This window comes from Mesorhizobium sp. M1329 (assembly GCF_040318035.1).
GTDB lineage: Bacteria > Pseudomonadota > Alphaproteobacteria > Rhizobiales > Rhizobiaceae > Mesorhizobium.
Window position 1 is genome coordinate 14,629 of the sequence record NZ_JAMYLN010000024.1, and the last position, 17,698, is coordinate 32,326.

The 17,698-nt window shown below is 63.4% G+C and carries 15 protein-coding genes; 7 read left to right on the forward strand and 8 right to left on the reverse strand.

The features are described from left to right. Window positions 1-8: 8 nt before the first annotated feature. From NKH21_RS22385 to NKH21_RS22405, 5 genes are all read right to left on the reverse strand, one after another. Window positions 9-920 (reverse strand): DUF930 domain-containing protein, encoded by a 912-nt coding sequence (locus NKH21_RS22385; protein ID WP_352867563.1) that lies wholly within the window; start codon window positions 918-920, stop codon window positions 9-11. A gap of 183 nt (window positions 921-1,103) precedes the next feature. Further along, window positions 1,104-1,853 carry a glucose 1-dehydrogenase gene (locus tag NKH21_RS22390; RefSeq protein WP_352661588.1) on the reverse strand — a complete coding sequence of 250 codons (750 nt, stop codon included), beginning with the start codon at window positions 1,851-1,853 and terminating at the stop codon, window positions 1,104-1,106. Between the two features lie 47 nt (window positions 1,854-1,900). Beyond that, a complete protein-coding gene (locus NKH21_RS22395; protein WP_352564173.1) occupies window positions 1,901-2,905 on the reverse strand; it encodes a sugar-binding protein in 1,005 nt (334 codons plus the stop codon). Window positions 2,906-2,956: 51 nt separating this feature from the next. Beyond that, window positions 2,957-4,018 (reverse strand): ABC transporter permease, encoded by a 1,062-nt coding sequence (locus NKH21_RS22400; protein WP_023677317.1) that lies wholly within the window; start codon window positions 4,016-4,018, stop codon window positions 2,957-2,959. A gap of 55 nt (window positions 4,019-4,073) precedes the next feature. After that, a complete protein-coding gene (locus tag NKH21_RS22405; RefSeq protein ID WP_352661585.1) occupies window positions 4,074-4,814 on the reverse strand; it encodes an ATP-binding cassette domain-containing protein in 741 nt (246 codons plus the stop codon). Window positions 4,815-5,294: 480 nt separating this feature from the next. On the opposite strand from NKH21_RS22405, the gene NKH21_RS22410 reads away from it, so the two are divergent. Further along, complete coding sequence (locus NKH21_RS22410) at window positions 5,295-6,728, forward strand: coiled-coil domain-containing protein (protein ID WP_352661582.1); 1,434 nt, start codon at window positions 5,295-5,297, stop codon at window positions 6,726-6,728. Between the two features lie 132 nt (window positions 6,729-6,860). Further along, the gene (locus tag NKH21_RS22415) at window positions 6,861-8,423 is read left to right on the forward strand and encodes a serine hydrolase (RefSeq protein ID WP_352661579.1); all 1,563 of its coding nucleotides are present in this window, start codon (window positions 6,861-6,863) and stop codon (window positions 8,421-8,423) included. Window positions 8,424-8,453: 30 nt separating this feature from the next. On the opposite strand, the gene NKH21_RS22420 is transcribed toward NKH21_RS22415, so the two are convergent. Continuing rightward, window positions 8,454-9,389 (reverse strand): hypothetical protein, encoded by a 936-nt coding sequence (locus NKH21_RS22420; protein WP_352661576.1) that lies wholly within the window; start codon window positions 9,387-9,389, stop codon window positions 8,454-8,456. Between the two features lie 286 nt (window positions 9,390-9,675). On the opposite strand from NKH21_RS22420, the gene NKH21_RS22425 reads away from it, so the two are divergent. Next, complete coding sequence (locus NKH21_RS22425) at window positions 9,676-10,116, forward strand: lipid-binding SYLF domain-containing protein (protein WP_292662068.1); 441 nt, start codon at window positions 9,676-9,678, stop codon at window positions 10,114-10,116. An 18-nt stretch (window positions 10,117-10,134) separates the two neighbouring features. On the opposite strand, the gene NKH21_RS22430 is transcribed toward NKH21_RS22425, so the two are convergent. Beyond that, window positions 10,135-10,767 (reverse strand): TetR/AcrR family transcriptional regulator, encoded by a 633-nt coding sequence (locus tag NKH21_RS22430; protein ID WP_352661572.1) that lies wholly within the window; start codon window positions 10,765-10,767, stop codon window positions 10,135-10,137. Between the two features lie 697 nt (window positions 10,768-11,464). Here NKH21_RS22430 and NKH21_RS22435 point away from each other — a divergent pair. Genes NKH21_RS22435 through NKH21_RS22445 form a run of 3 tightly spaced genes read left to right on the forward strand, consistent with a single transcriptional unit; the run spans window position 11,465 to window position 15,248 of the window. After that, window positions 11,465-11,950, forward strand: coding sequence for a (2Fe-2S)-binding protein (locus NKH21_RS22435; protein ID WP_352661566.1), 486 nt, complete (start codon window positions 11,465-11,467; stop codon window positions 11,948-11,950). Continuing rightward, window positions 11,947-12,930, forward strand: coding sequence for an FAD binding domain-containing protein (locus NKH21_RS22440; protein ID WP_352661563.1), 984 nt, complete (start codon window positions 11,947-11,949; stop codon window positions 12,928-12,930). Before NKH21_RS22435 ends, NKH21_RS22440 begins: the two co-directional genes overlap by 4 nt. After that, complete coding sequence (locus tag NKH21_RS22445) at window positions 12,927-15,248, forward strand: xanthine dehydrogenase family protein molybdopterin-binding subunit (RefSeq protein ID WP_352661561.1); 2,322 nt, start codon at window positions 12,927-12,929, stop codon at window positions 15,246-15,248. The genes NKH21_RS22440 and NKH21_RS22445 overlap by 4 nt, the downstream gene beginning before the upstream one ends. A gap of 236 nt (window positions 15,249-15,484) precedes the next feature. Here NKH21_RS22445 and NKH21_RS22450 read toward each other — a convergent pair whose 3' ends face one another. Further along, complete coding sequence (locus NKH21_RS22450) at window positions 15,485-16,495, reverse strand: zinc-dependent alcohol dehydrogenase family protein (protein ID WP_352867569.1); 1,011 nt, start codon at window positions 16,493-16,495, stop codon at window positions 15,485-15,487. 106 nt (window positions 16,496-16,601) lie between these two features. Here NKH21_RS22450 and NKH21_RS22455 point away from each other — a divergent pair, with 106 nt between their 5' ends. Further along, entirely contained in the window at window positions 16,602-17,531 is a 930-nt protein-coding gene (locus NKH21_RS22455) for a LysR family transcriptional regulator (protein WP_352662365.1), read from the forward strand. Window positions 17,532-17,698: the final 167 nt, after the last annotated feature.

Below are 17,698 nucleotides of genomic sequence, written 5' to 3' on the forward strand. Positions count from 1 at the left end.
TCGACCACCTATTCGGCGGGCAACCCGCGGCGTTTCAATTCGCTGCGCGGCACCGGATTTCCGACACGGAAGGCGAAGGAAATGACTTTCGTCGCGTCCGGATCGACCTCGCAACGAAAGCTCAGGTCGTACCACTGCCCGTTTGCAGGGAACGGCGCACTGGCGACGTTCATGACCGTGCCGGCCTTCAGCCGATACTCAAGCAAGCTGTCTGGGAAATAGGGAGGCGACGCGTGCACCAATTGCTGCGCGAGTTCCGTGTTGCAGAGCTGACCGATCCGCACGGCGCGCGGCACATTTTTCATGGCGGTTGTCGCTACCGGATCACCGGTTGCTGTTTGCGAGAACAATCTTTTCGCTTTTTCAAGCTTCAACGGCTTTTGCACTTTGGCGACATCCGCAGACTTGGGCTTCGGCGGCTGTGATGCGCCAGGCGGCGGAGCCTGGTCTTTCCCCTCGACCGCAGTCACGGCAGGTGGCTGCGCAAGATCTTGTTTATTGGGATCTTGCGGCGCCGGCGGTTGTTCCGAACCATCCTCCGCACTGTTGCCGTCCAGAGACTTGCGAGGACCGGCGTCCTTCTCACCGAATTGGAAGACAGGTCTCTGCGCGGCGACCTCACGGCTCGTTGGGGTCTCGACCTTTGCTTTCGGCGGCTTTTCGGGCTTGGCCGGTTTCGCGGGAGGCGGAGGTTTGGCTTTCTCCGATGGTTTGGGCGGCGGCACCAGATCCACCCCGATGGCCTGCTCCTTCTGCGGTTGCGGGGGCGACACCGGCAGTGCGGACAAAAGAAGCGCGGCGGCGAGCAAATGCAGGACCGCGGAGGCAGGCAAGGCCCACCTGAATACCTGGCGCTGATCCCGTATCTCGTCCCTCATCGTGACCGGTGTGTGGAATGAAATATTGGCGGCATCAAGCATCGATGCCGCCAGACGTCGAAATAACCCGTTGCGAATCGAAAGTCGGCGGCTGCAATACGGCGCGTCATCCAATCGTCTGGCGTCGGCGTCCGCGCAGGGGACCGGGCCAGCACCGCATGCAGCAAGTCGTCATTTCAAGCGGCTAGCAGACACGCCCTGCCGGCACGGTGTCGCCGATTGAAATCACAGGGAAACCGATAGCCCGCCGTCGACCGCCAGCACGTGCCCGTTGACGTACGCGGCAGCGTCGGAGGCGAGAAATACCACGGCTCCGCCGAGCTCCTCAGGCTGGGCCCAGCGGCCCGCGGGGGTTCGTGCCTCGACCCATTTGGTGAAGGCTTCGTCGCGCATAAGTGCGGTGTTGAGCTCGGTGGCGAAATAGCCAGGGGCGATGGCGTTGACGGTGATACCGTGACGGCCCAGCTCAGCCGCAGTGGATCGTGTCAGCCCGTGCAGGCCCGCTTTTGCCGCCACATAGGCGTGAATGGTGGGACGGCCAAGGATCGCTGCGACCGATCCGGTGTTTATTATGCGCCCGAACTTGTTTGGCAGCATCAGGCGCACCGCGTCGCGCATCATGCGGAAGCAAGCCGACAGATTGACGGCAACCACATGGTTGAAATCCTCGTCCTCCCATTCGACCAGCGGTTTACGATGCTGGATGCCGGCGTTGTTGACCAGAATGTCGAGGCGGCCGTGGCGTTCGACGATTCCTTCGAGCGACGCCCTTGAGATCGCCGCGTCGGTGACATCGAACGGCAGGGCTTCTGCACCGATCCTTTCGGCGGCCGCGGAAAGGGCGGCCATGTCGCGGGCATTGACGATCACCGTCGCGCCGTTTTCCGCAAGTGCCTTGGCCATGGCAAAACCAAGACCACGCGAGGCACCCGTGACCAATGCGACACGGCCCTTGAGCGAGAACAATTCCGGCATTGAGATCCCCTATGAAAAGGGCGGGAGTTTCCTCCCGCCCAAAAGCACTATTTGGCGACGCAGGTGTCGGCTGTCTCCGGAGTGCAGACATCGAGGCCCGTGTAGGTCGGGTCGGCCGGCGGAGCCTTGCCCTCCTTCATGTCCTTCAGCGCCATCATCGTCTTGTAGCCCATCTCGAACGGCCGCTGGCCGACCTGGCCAAGGGAGAAACCTTCCTTCATCTGGTCGATCTGTACCGGAAGCGTATCGGCAACGACAAGGGCCAGGGCCTTCGAGGCGATCTTGTCCTTGTACGGTGCGACGGCGGCGCGGTTGGCATCGGGGATGAACTGCGGGAAGCCGCCGGTTGGGACGAATGCGTCGAGGTTCGGGTTTTTCGCCATGATATCCTCGAACTGTTGCACCGAAAGCGGGAAATCATCGTTGGTGTAGAGCGGGCAGCCTTCGATTTCGGTCCAGCCGTTCTGGCCGGTCAGCCGATCCCCGGGCGAGGCTGCCGATTTGGTGCCCGAAAGCGTATCGCGAATGCCTTGCATGCGCTCGTTGTGGTTGGCCGCCGCGGCGCCGCCCGACTGGATGCAGATCGTGCCGCCTTTTGGCTTGATCTGCATGACAAGCTTGGCAAGGTTCACGCCGATCTCGTAATTGTGGGTCCCGATATAGGCAACGCGCAGATCCTTGTTTTCGGGCAGGAGATCGGAGTCCCAGGTGAGGACCGGGATGCCGGCATCCTTGGCGGCCTGCAGCGCAACCGCCATCGCCGCGGCGTTCGAAGGCGAGACGGCGATGCCGTCCACCTTCTTGGCCACGAGATCCTGCACGATCTGCACCTGCTCGTCGCCGCCGCCATGTTCGCCGGGGCCGATATACATGCACTCCACCGCGCCTTTGGATTCGGCTTCGGCCTTCTTGCAGCCGTCGCGTGCCTGGTCGAAGAAAGGATTGTTCATGTTCTTCGGCACCAGGGCAAAAGTGTATTTCGCCTGGGCGCCGGAAACGGCGAGCACCATTGCGCCAAGCGCGACGGCGGCCGTCAGCAGATGTTTTTTCATGTGACGTTCTCCTCCTTGGTGTGATCCCGCAAGCCTCCCGCCGGCGGGTTTCTAGCGGCGTTTTTTGGGCATCAAGACTGCTAGCGACGCGGCGAGAATCGATTTGCCGCCGGTTTGCATGCCCAAGAGAACCGCAAGAACGATGAAGGCGCCGACGAAGGCACCCTGCCAGTTTGAATCGATGCCGGCCATCAGCAGCGCATTCCTGATCACCTCGAGGAAGGCCGAACCGATGATTGCACCGAACGCCGTGCCGGCGCCGCCCATGAGGCTGGCGCCGCCAATGACCGTCGCGGCGATCACGCGCAGCTCATAGCCCTGGCCCATGGCATTAATGGCCGAGCCGTTATAGCCGAGGAGCAGGAGCGAGGCGAGAGCGGCGGTGAAAGCCGAGAAGACATAGGCCTGGAATTTGATCCAGTTGACCGGAACGCCGGTGAGCCGTGCCGCCTCTTCATTGCCGCCGATGGCGAAGAGATGCCGGGCCCAGGCTGTGAAGTTGAATACGAAGCCGACAATCAGGGCCAGGATCACCATGGTCCAGAATTGCGACGACAGTTCTGGTATCCAATGCGGTGCCCAGTCGTTCGGACCGTGCCGCGGCCATTTCCACTGACCGATTGCCTTCACGATCGGAGCATCGGGCCCGAACTGGTAGAGCATCTGGTTGGCCGAGAATACGACCGCCAGCGAGCGCGCCACGGACAGCATGCCGAGGGTGACCACAAAGGACGGCATCCCGACATAGGCGACAAAGAATCCGTTGACCGCGCCACAGGCCAGACCGGAGAAAAGACCCATGGCGAAGGCGACGTACCAGGGATAATGCCAGGTGAGGAACAGGCCGGCGACGATGACCACGAGACCCATGACGGAGCCGACCGACAGATCGATACCGCCGGTGATGATGACGATCGTCATGCCAAGTGCCATGATGCCGAAAGGTGCGAAATTGCGCGTCACATTGGCGACGTTTTCAGAGGTGCCGAAGCTCGGCTCCATCGCAGTCATCAACATGACGAGCGCGATGAGCGCGATCGTCACCCAGAAGGGCTGACTTGAAATCACGCGTTGGAGAACTGTTTTTTCCTTGGTCGGGACGAAATCCGACATGGCCGGCCGGCCATGTTCTTCGACTGAGCCCTGAACGCCAACTGACCCCTGAACACTATTCGCCACGGATGGCCCCCGTTATCAGTCCAGTGATTTCCTCGGGCGATGTTCTGTCGGCTGGCTTGTCGGCAACTTTCGAGCCCCGCCTGAGGACGATAATACGATCTGCCACGGCGAACACGTCAGGCATTCGGTGACTGATCAGCATGACGCCGACTCCTTGTGCTTTGAGGCGTCGGATCAGTTCGAGTACTTCCGCCACCTGGCGCACTGAGATGGCGGCGGTTGGTTCGTCCATCAGCACCAGCTTGGCATTTGAAAGCCGGGTCCGCGCGATGGCGACCGCCTGGCGCTGCCCACCCGACATCTTCCTGACGAGGTCGCGCGGCCGGGTTTCCGATTTGAGTTCCTTGAACAGCGCTGCCGAGCGATCGATCATCGCCTGCTTGTCAAGAATCCTGATCGGCCAGAAGCCCTTCTTGATCTCGCGCCCCAGAAAGACGTTCTGCGCGGCCGTCAGATTATCGGCGAGCGCCAGGTCCTGATAAACAACTTCGATCCCCTTGGCGCGGGCCTGCACGGGCTGGTGGAAGTGGCACACCTCGCCCTCGACCATAATTTCGCCGTCGCTCGGCGGGAAATTCCCGGCCACGGTCTTGACGATCGTCGACTTGCCGGCGCCGTTGTCCCCCATCAGACCAACGACTTCGCCTCGCTCCACCTGGAAGCTGACGTCGGTCAGGGCCTGGATAGCCCCGAAATTCTTGGAGACGTGGCGAACCTCAAGCACCGGCATCGCGGTCCTCCCGGGACAACATTTATCGGTCTTGTCCCTGGTCTATGCACAGCAGCTAATCAGCGAAACGTATTCAACACAATCATTTATTAGGTCAGGCATTTATCAGGTCAGGCATTTATCAGGTCAGGCCTCCCGGCAGTGACACGCGTCGTCTTAGGCCGCGACCTTGTAGCTGCTGCAGAAACACCGAGGCGCTCGGCCGGTCCTTAAGACAATCACCAGGCGATCCCTCAGGCTTGCGCCGCTTCATATCCGTTTCGGGTGAAATGAGTGGGCATTTTGCGAGCGGCGCCAACGGCTCGGGTATGGAGTGCGCCAGAACACGTCATTCAAACACACGAGGACAGTGGCGAAGCCTGTCCCTAGCGTGCGTCGGCCAGAGCGCATGTCAGGAGATGAACCCGCATCCGGGGGAGGCGAGGATCAAGTGTTGAAAGTCCGCTCCTCAACGGCGCTGCACGAGAGGGATATTCGGTCATGAATTTCAAAGGTTTGATCAAGCGTGCCGAGACTGTGGAGAAAGCGTTCAAGGAGCTCGAAACCGATTTGGCGGATGCATTCAGCGAATGTCTCAATGTGGACGATCAGTCGCCGCTGTATGACGTCACAGTGCCGGAGGAGACTGCGTCGGATGAGAATCTCGCGGCAATGGATGACAGCTCGCAGCTCGAGGCCAATGCGGACGCCTTCGAGACCGCGCGGCGGCTGACCCCCCATACGCAAACCCGGCTGGCTGCCTTGAGTGCGGTCGATGGGCTCTTTCACGACGCGCAGGAGTATCTGGGGGAGATCAACGCAAAACTGTCGGAGATCGCGACCTCGCATCATCTGACAGGCGAATTCCTAAAACTCCTCCACGGCGACATTCTTCGCGCCAACGAATTGGAGCTGGCAAATACCGGCCTGACCGCGCAACAAAGAGTGCTGTCCGAACAGCTCCACGATGCAACCAGAAAGCAGCGCGAGCGCGACAGCGCTATCGAGGCGCTGCAGCAGCACGAGGCGAGCCTGGTCGAGGACAAGGAAGCACTTCGCGGCGCGCTGGCGGCGGCAAGGCTGGAACTCGTCGTGGCAGGCAATGCGAGCGCAAAACGCGAAGCCGAGTTCGGCGAGCTTGTCAAAACGCTCTCGGCCAGAGCCGTCGAGGCCAACAGACGCTCGCGCGAGAACGAGATGCTGCGGGAGAAGCATGTCAGCCTGTCGATCGACCTCGACAAGGCGCTGAAACGGGAGGCCGAGGCCCGGCACAGGCTGGATGAACTCTCGACTGTCCATGCCAATGATGCCGCGCAGGTTTCGGAACTGCTGGCTGCGCTTGGCAAGAGCGAGAAAGAGGAGATGCGGCTGCAGAAATCGCTGGATATGGCGCAGGCAAAGCTATCGGAAATAACGGAAGCGGCCCGCCTCAGGGACGGTGACAGGGAAGCCGAGCTTGCACGCAGTGTTGCGGAGATGACCGGCTTGCGTTCCGAAATCGAGGATCTTCGATCGCGACTGGAGGCCGCCTCCAACCAGAACAGCGACGCCGCCAGCGAGATAGCCAGGCTCAAGGCCCAAGCGAGCGACGCGGTGGCGGAAAAGCAAATTGTCGAGCAAAAACTGTCTGCTCTCACGAAGGAGAGCGAAAACGACAAGATGAACCTTTCCGCGATCAGCGCGAATTTTTCGCAGCTTTCCCTGCAGCAGGCGTCCGAACAGATACAGTTCGACGTCCAGAGGCAGGAATGCGAGGATCTGCGCGTCGAAGTCGCGTCGCTTCAAGCCCGGGTCAAGGAACTGTTGCCCTACGAGCGGCTCCACAAGGTTACCAACGCCAGACCGCGTGAAGACGGCGTGGTCGAGATCACCGCCGCGGTGGCGGAGAAGGCCCGCACCAGCAGGCGGCGCCTCCGCCTGCGTGCTGCATCCTAGTTCAGGCGCGGCTGTCTGAATTTCGACTGGTGTGAAGCGGACATCCGTCAATGGATGGCGGGTCGAGCGTGAGACTGGCCTTCCCTGCGTCGGCCTGCGATAGTGCACGCCGGTGAGGCGGAGGGGCTGAGCATGCGGCTATTCACAAACCGGAATCACCTCCGGTGGAGGATGTTGGCCTTCATCGCCATCATGGTGCTTTTGCCGAAAGCGGCGTCGGCCGATACCATCCCACCCGACAGGATCGCCGCAGCTCTGTCGAAGCTCGAATTGCTTGCCGAAGGCGCCGTCGCGAACGGTGCCGTACCGGGTCTGGCCATCGGCGTCGTGCATGGCGACGAGGTGATCTTCCTCAAGGGGTTCGGGCATCGCGAGGCCGGCAAGCCGGAGGCAGTCGACGCCGACACGGTGTTCCAGATCGCCTCGCTCTCCAAGCCGGTCTCCGCAACCGTCGTGGCGGCGCTGGTCAGCGACGGGATCGCTTCGTGGGATTCCAAGATCGCCGACCTCGATCCGGCCTTCAGGCTCGCCGAGCCCTATCCGACCAGCGAACTCACGGTCCGCGACCTGTTTGCGCACCGCAGCGGGCTTCCCGGCACGGCAGGCGACGACCTCGAGGACATTGGCTTTGACCGCGCGGAGATCCTGCGCCGCCTGCGGTTCGTGTCGCCGTCATCGAGCTTTCGTGCGGGCTATTCCTACAGTAATTTCGGACTGACCGAGGGTGCCGTCGCGGCCGCGAAGCCGACAGGCAAGCCGTGGGAAGAGGTCGCCGAAGAGAAGCTCTATCGTCCGCTTGGAATGGCCTCGACCAGCTCCCGCCACTCGGACTTCATCAAGCACGCCAACCGTGCCGAGCTCCACGCCAAGATCGATGGCGCCTGGACCGCGAAGGTCCAGCGCTACCCGGATGCGCAGGCGCCAGCAGGCGGCGTCAGTTCCACCGCACGCGATCTCTCGCAATGGATGCGGCTTGTGCTCGGCAACGGGGTCTATGCCGGCAAGACGCTCATCAAGGCCGATGCGCTGGATCAGACACATGTTCCCTTGATGGTTCGCGGCAAGAACCCCGTCTCCGGAGGCGAGGCCTTCTACGGCCTCGGCTGGAATGTCGAATTCGGCCGGCACGGGCCGATCTGGGGTCATGCGGGCGCCTTCAGCGCCGGCGCACGCAGTCTGGTGATGCTCTTTCCCGAGGAGAAGCTTGGCATCGTCGTCATCGCCAACGCCTTTCCGACAGGCGTGCCGGAGGGACTGTCCGACAGCTTCGCCGATCTCGTCTTCGACGGAACGCTGGGGAAGGATAAGGTAAAGGCATGGAATGATATCTATGCAGGCATGTTCGGCCCGGTGATTGCGGCGGCCAAGGCCACCTATGCCGCGCCTCCTTCTCCGGCAAGTCCGGCCGAGCCGGCCAGTGCCTACGCAGGCCGTTATTTCAACGACTTCATCGGCGATGCTATTGTGTCAGGCGAAGGAGACGCCCTTGTCCTCAAGGTCGGGCCCGCCGGTGCGCGGTCCTATCCACTGAAGCATTTCGACCGCGACCTCTTCCTGACCTTTCCCGATGCCGAGATGCCGGACAGGCCCTCGGCCGTCAGCTTTGCCGTCGGCTCCGACGGCAAGGCGTCGGCCGTGACCATTGATTTTCTCAACGACAATCATCTCGGCACGCTGCAACGCGTAGGGGATTAGCCGCCGCGGGGCGGGCGAGCCTTTGCCGGTTCAGGATGCCGGGCCGAACTGGAGCAATTTGAAGCAGTCGCCGCTGCCCGACGTCATTTGCGCCAGGAAGGGTTTCGACCGCTCGATCCATTCCTGGTGCGATCTGGCATCGGCTTCGATCTCGTTGGCCGGTGCAAGCTTGACGAAGCCGCGCCCCTTGCTGAAAAGCCAGCACGCGCGGCCGAGAAAACGCCTGCTGCGCTGGCGCAGGAGGTCGGCATCATAAAAGACGTCGAGCACCTCCTGCCTGATCTTCCGCTCCTTTTCGGGATTGGCGATCGCAACCTCGATCGGCTCGCCGCCGATCGCATCCTGCAGGTCCTTGTAATCTAGGGCGATCTGGGTGGTGGCATATTTGATATCGCTCTCGTCCCGGACGATGTTGAACCATAGCGTTGGGTTGAGCTCGTTGACGACGAACGATGCTTCGAAATCGCGCGACAGATTGAGAATATCGAACCCCTGAACATCGACATCGCGCTCGACCAGAAGGATCTGCGAGACCTGCTTGGCGAGCGCCGTTCCGTGAGCGCTGATGGCGGCATTGTTGCCGCCGAGTTCCGGGCTGACATAGGCGCCGCCATCATCCAGCAGCGCATCGAATTCGCCGAGGGCCTCCACGACAGCGCTGGCGCGGGCAACACGCGCCGCCAGTTTGGCGAGAACCTGCTGGAGCTCCGTTTCGCGTTTACGCTGGTCCTGATAATCCTGCTGGAAAAAGAAGATGAACAGGGACACGCCAATCCCGATCAGGATCACGCCCAGCTGCGAAAAGATATTGCGATAATATTCCAGCAGCTTTTCACGATGGCGTACGTCGTCACGCACACTGTGCGCCACGCGAAGATTGACGATCAGCGAAACGATCAGGAGCCCGGCACCGACCAGGATCAGGCCGCCGATCAGGAGGTAGCCATGGCGTGAGTTGAAGTCCATTCCTTTGCCGCGCTCCCCGAAACCCCAGACGGGCACAGACTAATACCATTCCGCTTCAACACCTACGTGTTCGTGGGCACCGGCGACAGATCCCCGCCATTCGGCCGCTGTTCTTACAGCCGGGACTATGCTCGCCATCGCCTCGTTTCGTAGCGGTCTTCTCGCAGCCGGATTCAGGCCGCGCGCTTGGAACCAATGACGGGCGAGACTGTTCAGCTATGACTTTGATCCGACGCTGGCGTGCCCGGCCCGGTTGGGCATGCGGCGATCTTGAGGAGTTCTCATCATGAAGATTTCGTCCAGATTTCGTTCAGTCGTGGTTGCCGTCATCACTGCGGCGGCAGTTAGCTTTGCCAGCGTCGCACATGCCGACAGCGGTACGATCCGCTTCGCCGTCTACAAGGCGGCCTTCTTCATCGGCGGCTCCGGAGGCGAGGGCACACTGACCTTCCATGGTCGCCGATATCCCATCTCGGTCGGCGGCATCTCGGGCGGCCTCGCCTTCGGTGCCTCCAAGACCTATTTCAAAGGTACCGTGCGCCACATACGCCGCGCGCGGGATGTGACGGGGGTTTACGGTGCAGCGGGCGGTGGCGGCGCGCTCGGCAAAGGGGCCCAGGTGATCGTCATGACCAATGACAAGGGTGCCCAACTCGAACTCACGGGCAGGCAGGTAGGCCTGCAGGTCAATGCCGATCTCAGCGGTATGAGCATCTCGCTGAAATAAGGACAGTCACTGCATTCGTCATTCCTTGGATGGGCCGGATTTGGCCGCTCCAAACCGCAGCCCATCCATCAAGAGCGACACCAATCGGCGCGAGCGGTCGCGCCAGTCCTTGGTGTCCGGGGCCGAATAGATGCCGCCCAACGCATGCAGCACGTCGGAGGCATCGACGTCGCCGCGGATCGAGCCGTCGGCGACCGCGGCATCGATCAGCCGCCGCAAGGCGAGCGTCACCCTGCCCGAAACGTCGGAGAACAGGGTTGAGTTGGTCGTGAGCAGGATGCGCAGGCTTGTCGACAACCCGCGCTTGGTGGCGATGTAGTCGACGAAGCGCTGCATCCATTGTTCGAGCGCCATGTCAGGCGCATGATCGTGGGCGAGTTCGTCGGCCGCCTGGCTCAGCCCTTCCACTTCGCGCCGGTAGACCACCTCGACCAGGTGCTCGCGGGTTGGAAAATGCCGGTAGAGCGTGCCGATGCCGACGCCGGCCTGGCGCGCAATCTCCTCCAGCGAGGCATCGACGCCGTGCGCGGCAAAGGCCTTTGCCGCGACCTCGACCAGCGCGTCGCGGTTGCGCTGCGCATCGGCGCGCAGCGGTTTTGCAACAGCGGCTTCGGCCTTGTCTCGAGGTATCACGGGCGGCTCCGCGGCCAATTTTTTCTCCAGTGTCGATCCGAAGCATAACCGGATAGGCAGGCCCCGTTTCAACAACGCGGACGCTTCCACCTTCGTTACGTCTCCAACAAATATAATCGCAAGTAATCACAGGATCGAGTCTGGGCCGGCATTCCGGCAGGCGAGGCATCTTGCCCGTCTCCGGTGAACGACCGGTGGATGACGACGAAGGATATTTCCTCGCGGCCGGCACTCCTCATCTGTTCGGCCGATGCCGTGGGGCAAAAATGAGCCCACATTGAGCACGATCCCCTCAGGATCATTGGACTGTCCTGCCCCTACAGACAGTTCAGAGAGCACCACCGGCTTGGGCCGGTGGTGCTTTTTTGTCTCCAGGCATGACGGCTGGCTGCCCAGCCAATTTTCTCCAATTTCGATCATTTTCGATCCTGGGCTTGAACAGCGCCGAGCGGGCCCTTAGGTAATAAGCGGAGGCGCCTCCGATTGTGGAGCGCCTTTCTCATGTAATCACGGGATCGGGTATGTCACGTCTTTCGACCTCGCAAGCCGCAGCCCTCCTCGAGGTCGCACCAAGTCAGGCAGACCCCCTCTGCCCTGCCGGGCATTTCCCCCAAGGGGAAGATAGCCTTCACCTAGCCATAAGCTGACCTTGCCGCTCGCCGGCCGGGCACCAGATCATCCCCTCCCGCGTCAAGCAACTGGAGCCAGACGCCCCATGACAAGCAAAACCCGAACTCCAATCCAACTTCAAATCAACGGACATCGACATGAGCTGGAGGTCGAACCGCGCGTTACGCTGCTCGACGCCTTGCGCGATCATCTCGGCCTGACCGGCACCAAGAAGGGCTGCGACCAGGGCCAGTGCGGCGCCTGCACGGTGCATATCGACGGCCAGCGCGTGCTGGCCTGCCTGACGCTTGCCACTCAGGCCGAAGAACGTGCCATCACCACCATCGAAGGGCTTGCCGGGGAGGATGGCGCGCTGCACGCAGTGCAGGCCGCCTTCCTCGAACAGGATGCCTTCCAGTGCGGCTATTGCACGCCGGGCCAGATCATGTCGGCGGTCGCCTGCATCCGCGAAGGCCATGCCGGCTCGGATGAGGAGATCCGGGAATACATGGCCGGCAATCTCTGTCGCTGCGGCGCCTATCCGCATATCGTCGCCGCCGTGCGCCAGGCGGCCATGGAGGCCGCATCATGAGGGACTTTTCGTATCTCCGCGCCGGCTCCGTCGATGCAGCCCGTGAGGCAGCAGCACTGCCCGGCGCCATGCTTTTGGCCGGCGGCACGACGCTTGTCGACCTCGCCAAATGCGGCGTTGCCGAACCCGAGACGGTGGTCGACATCACCCATCTCAAGGGACTGGACACGATTGCCGTCGATGACCGGGGCGCGACGATCGGCGCGCTGGCCAGGATGAGCCGCGTCGCCGACCATGCCGATATCAAGAGCAGGTTCCCTGCCGTCTCGGAGGCGCTGTGGCAGGCGGCATCGGCGCAGTTGCGCAACATGGCGACCATCGGCGGCAATCTGATGCAGCGTACGCGCTGCCCCTATTTCCGCGATCCGGCGAATTTCCCCGCCTGCAACAAGCGCTCGCCAGGCAGCGGCTGCTCGGCGATCGGCGGCGTCACCCGCGGCCATGCCGTGTTCGGCACCAGCCAGGCCTGCATCGCCACATATCCCGGCGACCTGGCGGTTGCACTCGTCGCCTTCGACGCGATCGTCCATCTCGGCGACCGCCAGATTGCCGTCGATGACTTTTTCCTGCTGCCGGGCAGCACGCCCGACAAGGAACATGCGATCGAACCCGGCGAGATGATCACCGCGATCAGCATTCCCGCTTCGGCCGCCGCCCGCCGCTCGACCTATCTCAAGGTCCGCGACCGCCAGTCCTATGAATTCGCTGCGGCAAGTGCCGCGGTCGGCATCGAATTCGAGGCTGACGGACGGACAATCAGCGATCTGCGCGTCGCGCTTGGCGGCGTCGCCACCAAGCCATGGCGCGCCCGCGCCGTCGAAGAGGCGCTGAAAGGCAAAGTGGTCGAGCCGGAGGTCGTCAGGCAAGCCAGCCTGCTTGCCGTCGAGGGCGCTGTCGACCATGGCGCCAACCACTACAAGATCGAACTGGCGCCGCGCGTCGTCGCCCGCGCCATCCTCAAAATGGGAGAAACGGCATGACCGTTCACGAGTTGAGAACAAGACCCGGCGATGCCAAACGCGGCGACGCTTCGGACGGCGCCGTCCTCGCCGATCAGGTCGGCGGCCGGCTGTCGCGCGTCGACGGCCCGGCCAAGATCACCGGTGCCGCCAAATACGCCGTCGAGCAGCAGCTCGAGGGGCTCAGCCATGCGGTGCTGGTCGAGAGCACCATTGCCGCCGGTCGGGTGCGTTCGATCGACACGGCGGCGGCCGAGGCCGCGCCGGGCGTGCTGCTGGTGCTGACGCCCGACAATATCCTGCCGCTGAGAACCGCAACGGACTGGCTGGGCACGCCGCCGCCGTCCGTTGCCTATTGCCCGCTGGCGCGCGACATCACCTTCAGCGGCCAGCATGTCGCGGCGGTGGTGGCCGAGAGTTTCGAGCAGGCGGTCGCAGCCGCAGCACTGGTCAAGATCGCCTATGACGAGGCGCCGGCGATCGTCGACCTCAGCGATCCAAAGGCCGGCGACGGTATCCCGGTCGATGCGATGACCAAGGAATGGGGCGAGGCGGAGACAGCGTTCGCCTCGGCTCCGGTCAGGATCTGCAATGCCTACAACACGCCGCGCGAATACCAGGCGCCGATGGAGCCGCATGGCCTGATCGCAAAGTGGCAGGGCGACCAGCTGACGGTCTGGGAGCCGAGCCAATGGCTCGACGGCATGGCGCGGACCTATGCCGAATGGTTCGGCGTGCCGTTCGAGAATGTGCGCCTTGTCTCGCCCTATATTGGCGGCGGCTTCGGCTCCAAGGCGTTCGCCTACGGCTACGGCGCTGTGGCGGCAGTCGCCGCGAAAATGCTGGGACGGCCGGTGAAGCTGGCGGTCACCAGGCCGCAGACCTTCACCGCCTATGGTGGACGGGCAGCGACGCGCCAGACGGTGGCGCTCGGCGCCAACGCAGAAGGCCAGATCCAGTCGATCGTGCATCGTGGCGTCAACGAGACCTCGGTCGATGGCATGTGGGTCGAGCCGCTCGGCTCGGTCACCTCGGTCATGTACGCGACGCCGAATTTCTCGTCGCGGCAGAACGTCGTGCGGGTCAACACGGTCGTACCGGGGGCATTGCGCGCGCCGGGCGAAAACCCGAGCGCCTTCGGCATCGAAAGCGCGATCGACGAGCTCGCCTACGAGGTCGGTATCGACCCGCTGGAAATCCGTCTCAGGAACTATGCCGAGCAGGATCCGCATGCGAAGAAGCCGTGGTCGACACGGCAGCTGCGCGAGGCGTTCGCCGCAGGCGCGGAAGCCTTTGGCTGGTCGAAGCGGGACCCCCGGCCGCGTTCGATGCGCGACGGCAACCAGCTGATCGGCTGGGGCGTCGCCGCCGGCACCTACCCGGTGCGGCGCGCCTATGGCGAGGCGGTCGTGCGCATTCTCGCCGACGGCTCGGTCGAGGTCGAAAGCTCGTCGATCGACATGGGGCAGGGCACTTACACGATCCTGGCGCAGACCGCCGCCGAGGTGGTGGGCGTGCCGGCGGAAAACGTCATCGTCAAGCTTGGCGATTCCCGCTATGCCCGTGCCGGCGTCACCGGCGGTTCGCGGCTGGCCGGGGTGATGACCGGCGCCGTCCACAAGGCGGCGAGTGCCGCGCTCGACCAACTGATCGGGCTCGCCATCAGCGATCCGGCTTCGCCGTTCCATACGCTGCAGGCCAACACGCTCGTCGTCGCCAATGGCCGCATCGCTTCGCCGCGCGGCAACGGCCCTGAAGTTTCCATCGCCGAACTGCTCAGGAGCGTCGGGCGCGAGCATATCGAGGCGAAGGGCGACACCATGCCGGCCAATTCGACGGTCGAGGACCGCTACAAGAACTACACCACCATAGCCATGGCGCTGCCGCACACCGAGGGCGACTATTCCCGCCACAGCTGGTGCGCGCATTTCATCGAAGTGCGCGTCGACGAGGACTTTGGCACGGTTCGTGTGTCGCGCGTGGTGTCGGCGCTGGATTCGGGCCGGCTCTACAACCCCAAGCTCGCCGAAAGCCAGTGGAAGGGCGGCATCATCATGGGCATCGGCCAGGCGCTGCTCGAGGAAGGCATCGTCGACCGCCGGCATGGGCGCATCGTCAACAACAACCTTGCCGACTATCTCATCGCCACCAATGCCGACATTCCAGACATCGAGGTGATCTCGGTCGGTATTCCCGATCCGCATTCCTCGGTGCTCGGCGGCAAGGGGGTCGGCGAGCTGGGCATCGTCGGCGTGGCGCCGGCGATCGCCAACGCGGTATTCCACGCCACCGGGAAAAGGGTGCGGGATCTGCCGATCACGCTGGAGAAGCTGATTTAAGGCGAGACGGTGGAATTGCCAATCTCCCCCCTCGTGGGGGAGATGCCCGGCAGGGCAGACGGGGGCGTGAAGGATCGCCAGCGTTCAGTTCAACTTTGATGAGCCGAGAACCTTACGTGGGTGCGCGAACTGCTATTGTCCGATAGGCTGGAGGGACAGCGCCCCCCTCTGTCCTGCCGGACATCTCCCCCACGAGGGGGGAGATCAGCAGCTTCATCGCTCTGCCTTTTCCAGGCTCACCACGACAGGCTGAACGCGAGCTTGCCGAAATGCCGGCCGCCGGCTGCCATGTGGGCGTAGGCCTCGGTCGCCTGGTGCTGGCCGTAGACCGTGTCGATGACCGGATCGATACGGGCGGCGCCGATGGCGCGTGCGGCATCGCGCAGGTCGGATACTGAACCGGTGTTGTTGCCCACTACCTTGAGCGCCTTTATGATGATCGGCAGCAGGTTCGTGGTGGCCTCGGCGCCGGTGACGAAGCCGATGGCGAACACCGTGCCACCGGGCGCCGTGGCGTTGATGGAGCGGGCGAAGGTGGCCGCGCCGCCGGTTTCGACGATCAGGTCGGCGCCGAGGCCGTCGGTCAGTTCGAGCACCTTGGCGTCCCAGTCCGGTGTCTCACGATAATTGATGAGATGATCCGCACCCAAGGCCTTGGCGCGCGCCAGCTTGTCGTCAGACGACGAGGTGATGATGACCGTGGCGCCGGCTGCCTTGGCCAGCTGCAGGGTCAAGATCGAGACACCGCCGGTACCGAGCAGGACGACGACCGATCCCGGCCCGGCATCGGCGGCGCGGAGCGCATTCCACGCGGTGGTGCCGGCGATCGGCAGCGTCGCTGCCGCTTCGAACGACAGATGCGCCGGCATCGGCACGACGGCATTGGCCGGCAGCGCCACATATTCGGCGAGTGAGCCCGGCAGCGTCAGGCCGCGCATCTCTCTGGTCTCATAAGGCCGCGGACGGCCGCCGATCCACCGCGGTTTTGCATGGGCGATGACGCGGTCGTTGATGGCGAGCCTTGACACGCCCTCGCCGATGCCGACGATCTCGCCGGCGCCGTCGACGACGGGAATGAGCGGAAAGCTCGGGCCTGGATAGTTGCCGCTCGCGATCGCGACATCGACAAAATTGAGGCTTGCGGCGCGCAGGCGGATCAGCACTTCGCCGCGCTGCGGTTCAGGCGTGGGAACGGTGGCCTCGCGAAACGCGTCCAGTCTCGGGGCAGTCAGTTCGATGGCTTTCATGTCTCACTCCGGTTGATGGGCCGATTGACGGGCCGGGATTGAGTGAAACTAGCTGCTGCGTTATTGGTATATAATCCTTGGCTTTTACATTTGAGCTCTGCGTTTGATGCAGCAATCGTACGAACCGGCAGCATTGGCCGAAATGGCCGCCTTCGCGGCAATCGCCGAAGCACGCTCCTTCACCAAGGCAGCGGCTCGCATCGGCCGCGACGCGACGATCCTGTCGCGACGCCTTGCCTCGCTGGAAGAGCGGTTGGGCGTGCGCCTGCTGCATCGGACGACGCGAAGCGTGTCGCTGACCGAGGCGGGTTCGGAGTTCCTCGCCCGCGTCCGCGCCATTCTGGCCGCCGTCGACGAGGCCGAGGCTGCGGCGTCGGCGCATGCCGGCGGCGGACCGCGCGGCGTGCTGCGGCTGGCGCTGCCCGGCTCGTTCGGGCGCATGTGGATCGGCCCGCTGCTGCCCCAGTTTCTCGCCGAATTTCCCGACGTTCGTATCGAGGCCGAGTTCTCCAACCGTTTCGTCGATCTCGTCGCCGAGAATTTCGATGTCGCCGTGCGTCTCGGCGCACTGGAGGATTCGCGGCTGGTGGCGCGCAAGGTCGCGACACGGCGGCGGCTGCTATGCGCCGCACCGTCCTACCTCACCCGCCGGGGCACGCCGACTGAACCTGAAGCGCTGCTTGAACACAGCTGTCTCGGCTTCTCAGGCTTCCAGACCTTTCCGGCCTGGGAGATGACCGACAGCACGGGGCGCCGCGTCAGTATCGAGGTCTCCGGGCCGCTGGTCACCGACGATGCCGAGGTACTGGTCGAAGCCGCCGTGCAGGGCGTCGGGCTGATGATGAGCACGGATTGGCTGGTCGGACGCGAGCTCGCCGACGGCCGGCTGGTGCCAGTGCTGGAGGACTGGACGCTTGCCGACGAAGGCGCCGTCTATATCGTCATGCCTTCGGCCAAGGGACAAGCCGCAAAGACACGTGCCTTCGCCGACTGGATCGGCAAACGCTTTGCACCGGTCCCGCCGTGGCGGAGGTGAGGTGCTGATCTCCCGCCTTGAGGGGGAGATGTCGCCGAAGGCGACAGAGGGGGCGCCGCGCGTGGAGCGCCAGCGCCGTCTCTCGTAGAGGAAGGCGTCGGCGATCTATGTGAGACGACCCCCTCTGGCCGCTTCGCGGCCATCTCCCCCTCGAGGGCCCTCGAGGG

Coding starts and splice junctions, on each gene's coding strand:
- NKH21_RS22410 (WP_352661582.1), top strand. CDS start 5,295: ATGAATTTCAAAGGTTTGATCAAGCGTGCCGAGACTGTGGAGAAAGCG.
- NKH21_RS22425 (WP_292662068.1), top strand. CDS start 9,676: ATGAAGATTTCGTCCAGATTTCGTTCAGTCGTGGTTGCCGTCATCACT.
- NKH21_RS22440 (WP_352661563.1), top strand. CDS start 11,947: ATGAGGGACTTTTCGTATCTCCGCGCCGGCTCCGTCGATGCAGCCCGT.
- NKH21_RS22455 (WP_352662365.1), top strand. CDS start 16,602: ATGCAGCAATCGTACGAACCGGCAGCATTGGCCGAAATGGCCGCCTTC.
- NKH21_RS22435 (WP_352661566.1), top strand. CDS start 11,465: ATGACAAGCAAAACCCGAACTCCAATCCAACTTCAAATCAACGGACAT.
- NKH21_RS22400 (WP_023677317.1), bottom strand. CDS start 4,018: ATGTCGGATTTCGTCCCGACCAAGGAAAAAACAGTTCTCCAACGCGTG.
- NKH21_RS22405 (WP_352661585.1), bottom strand. CDS start 4,814: ATGCCGGTGCTTGAGGTTCGCCACGTCTCCAAGAATTTCGGGGCTATC.
- NKH21_RS22415 (WP_352661579.1), top strand. CDS start 6,861: ATGCGGCTATTCACAAACCGGAATCACCTCCGGTGGAGGATGTTGGCC.
- NKH21_RS22385 (WP_352867563.1), bottom strand. CDS start 920: ATGCTTGATGCCGCCAATATTTCATTCCACACACCGGTCACGATGAGG.
- NKH21_RS22395 (WP_352564173.1), bottom strand. CDS start 2,905: ATGAAAAAACATCTGCTGACGGCCGCCGTCGCGCTTGGCGCAATGGTG.
- NKH21_RS22450 (WP_352867569.1), bottom strand. CDS start 16,495: ATGAAAGCCATCGAACTGACTGCCCCGAGACTGGACGCGTTTCGCGAG.
- NKH21_RS22390 (WP_352661588.1), bottom strand. CDS start 1,853: ATGCCGGAATTGTTCTCGCTCAAGGGCCGTGTCGCATTGGTCACGGGT.
- NKH21_RS22445 (WP_352661561.1), top strand. CDS start 12,927: ATGACCGTTCACGAGTTGAGAACAAGACCCGGCGATGCCAAACGCGGC.
- NKH21_RS22420 (WP_352661576.1), bottom strand. CDS start 9,389: ATGGACTTCAACTCACGCCATGGCTACCTCCTGATCGGCGGCCTGATC.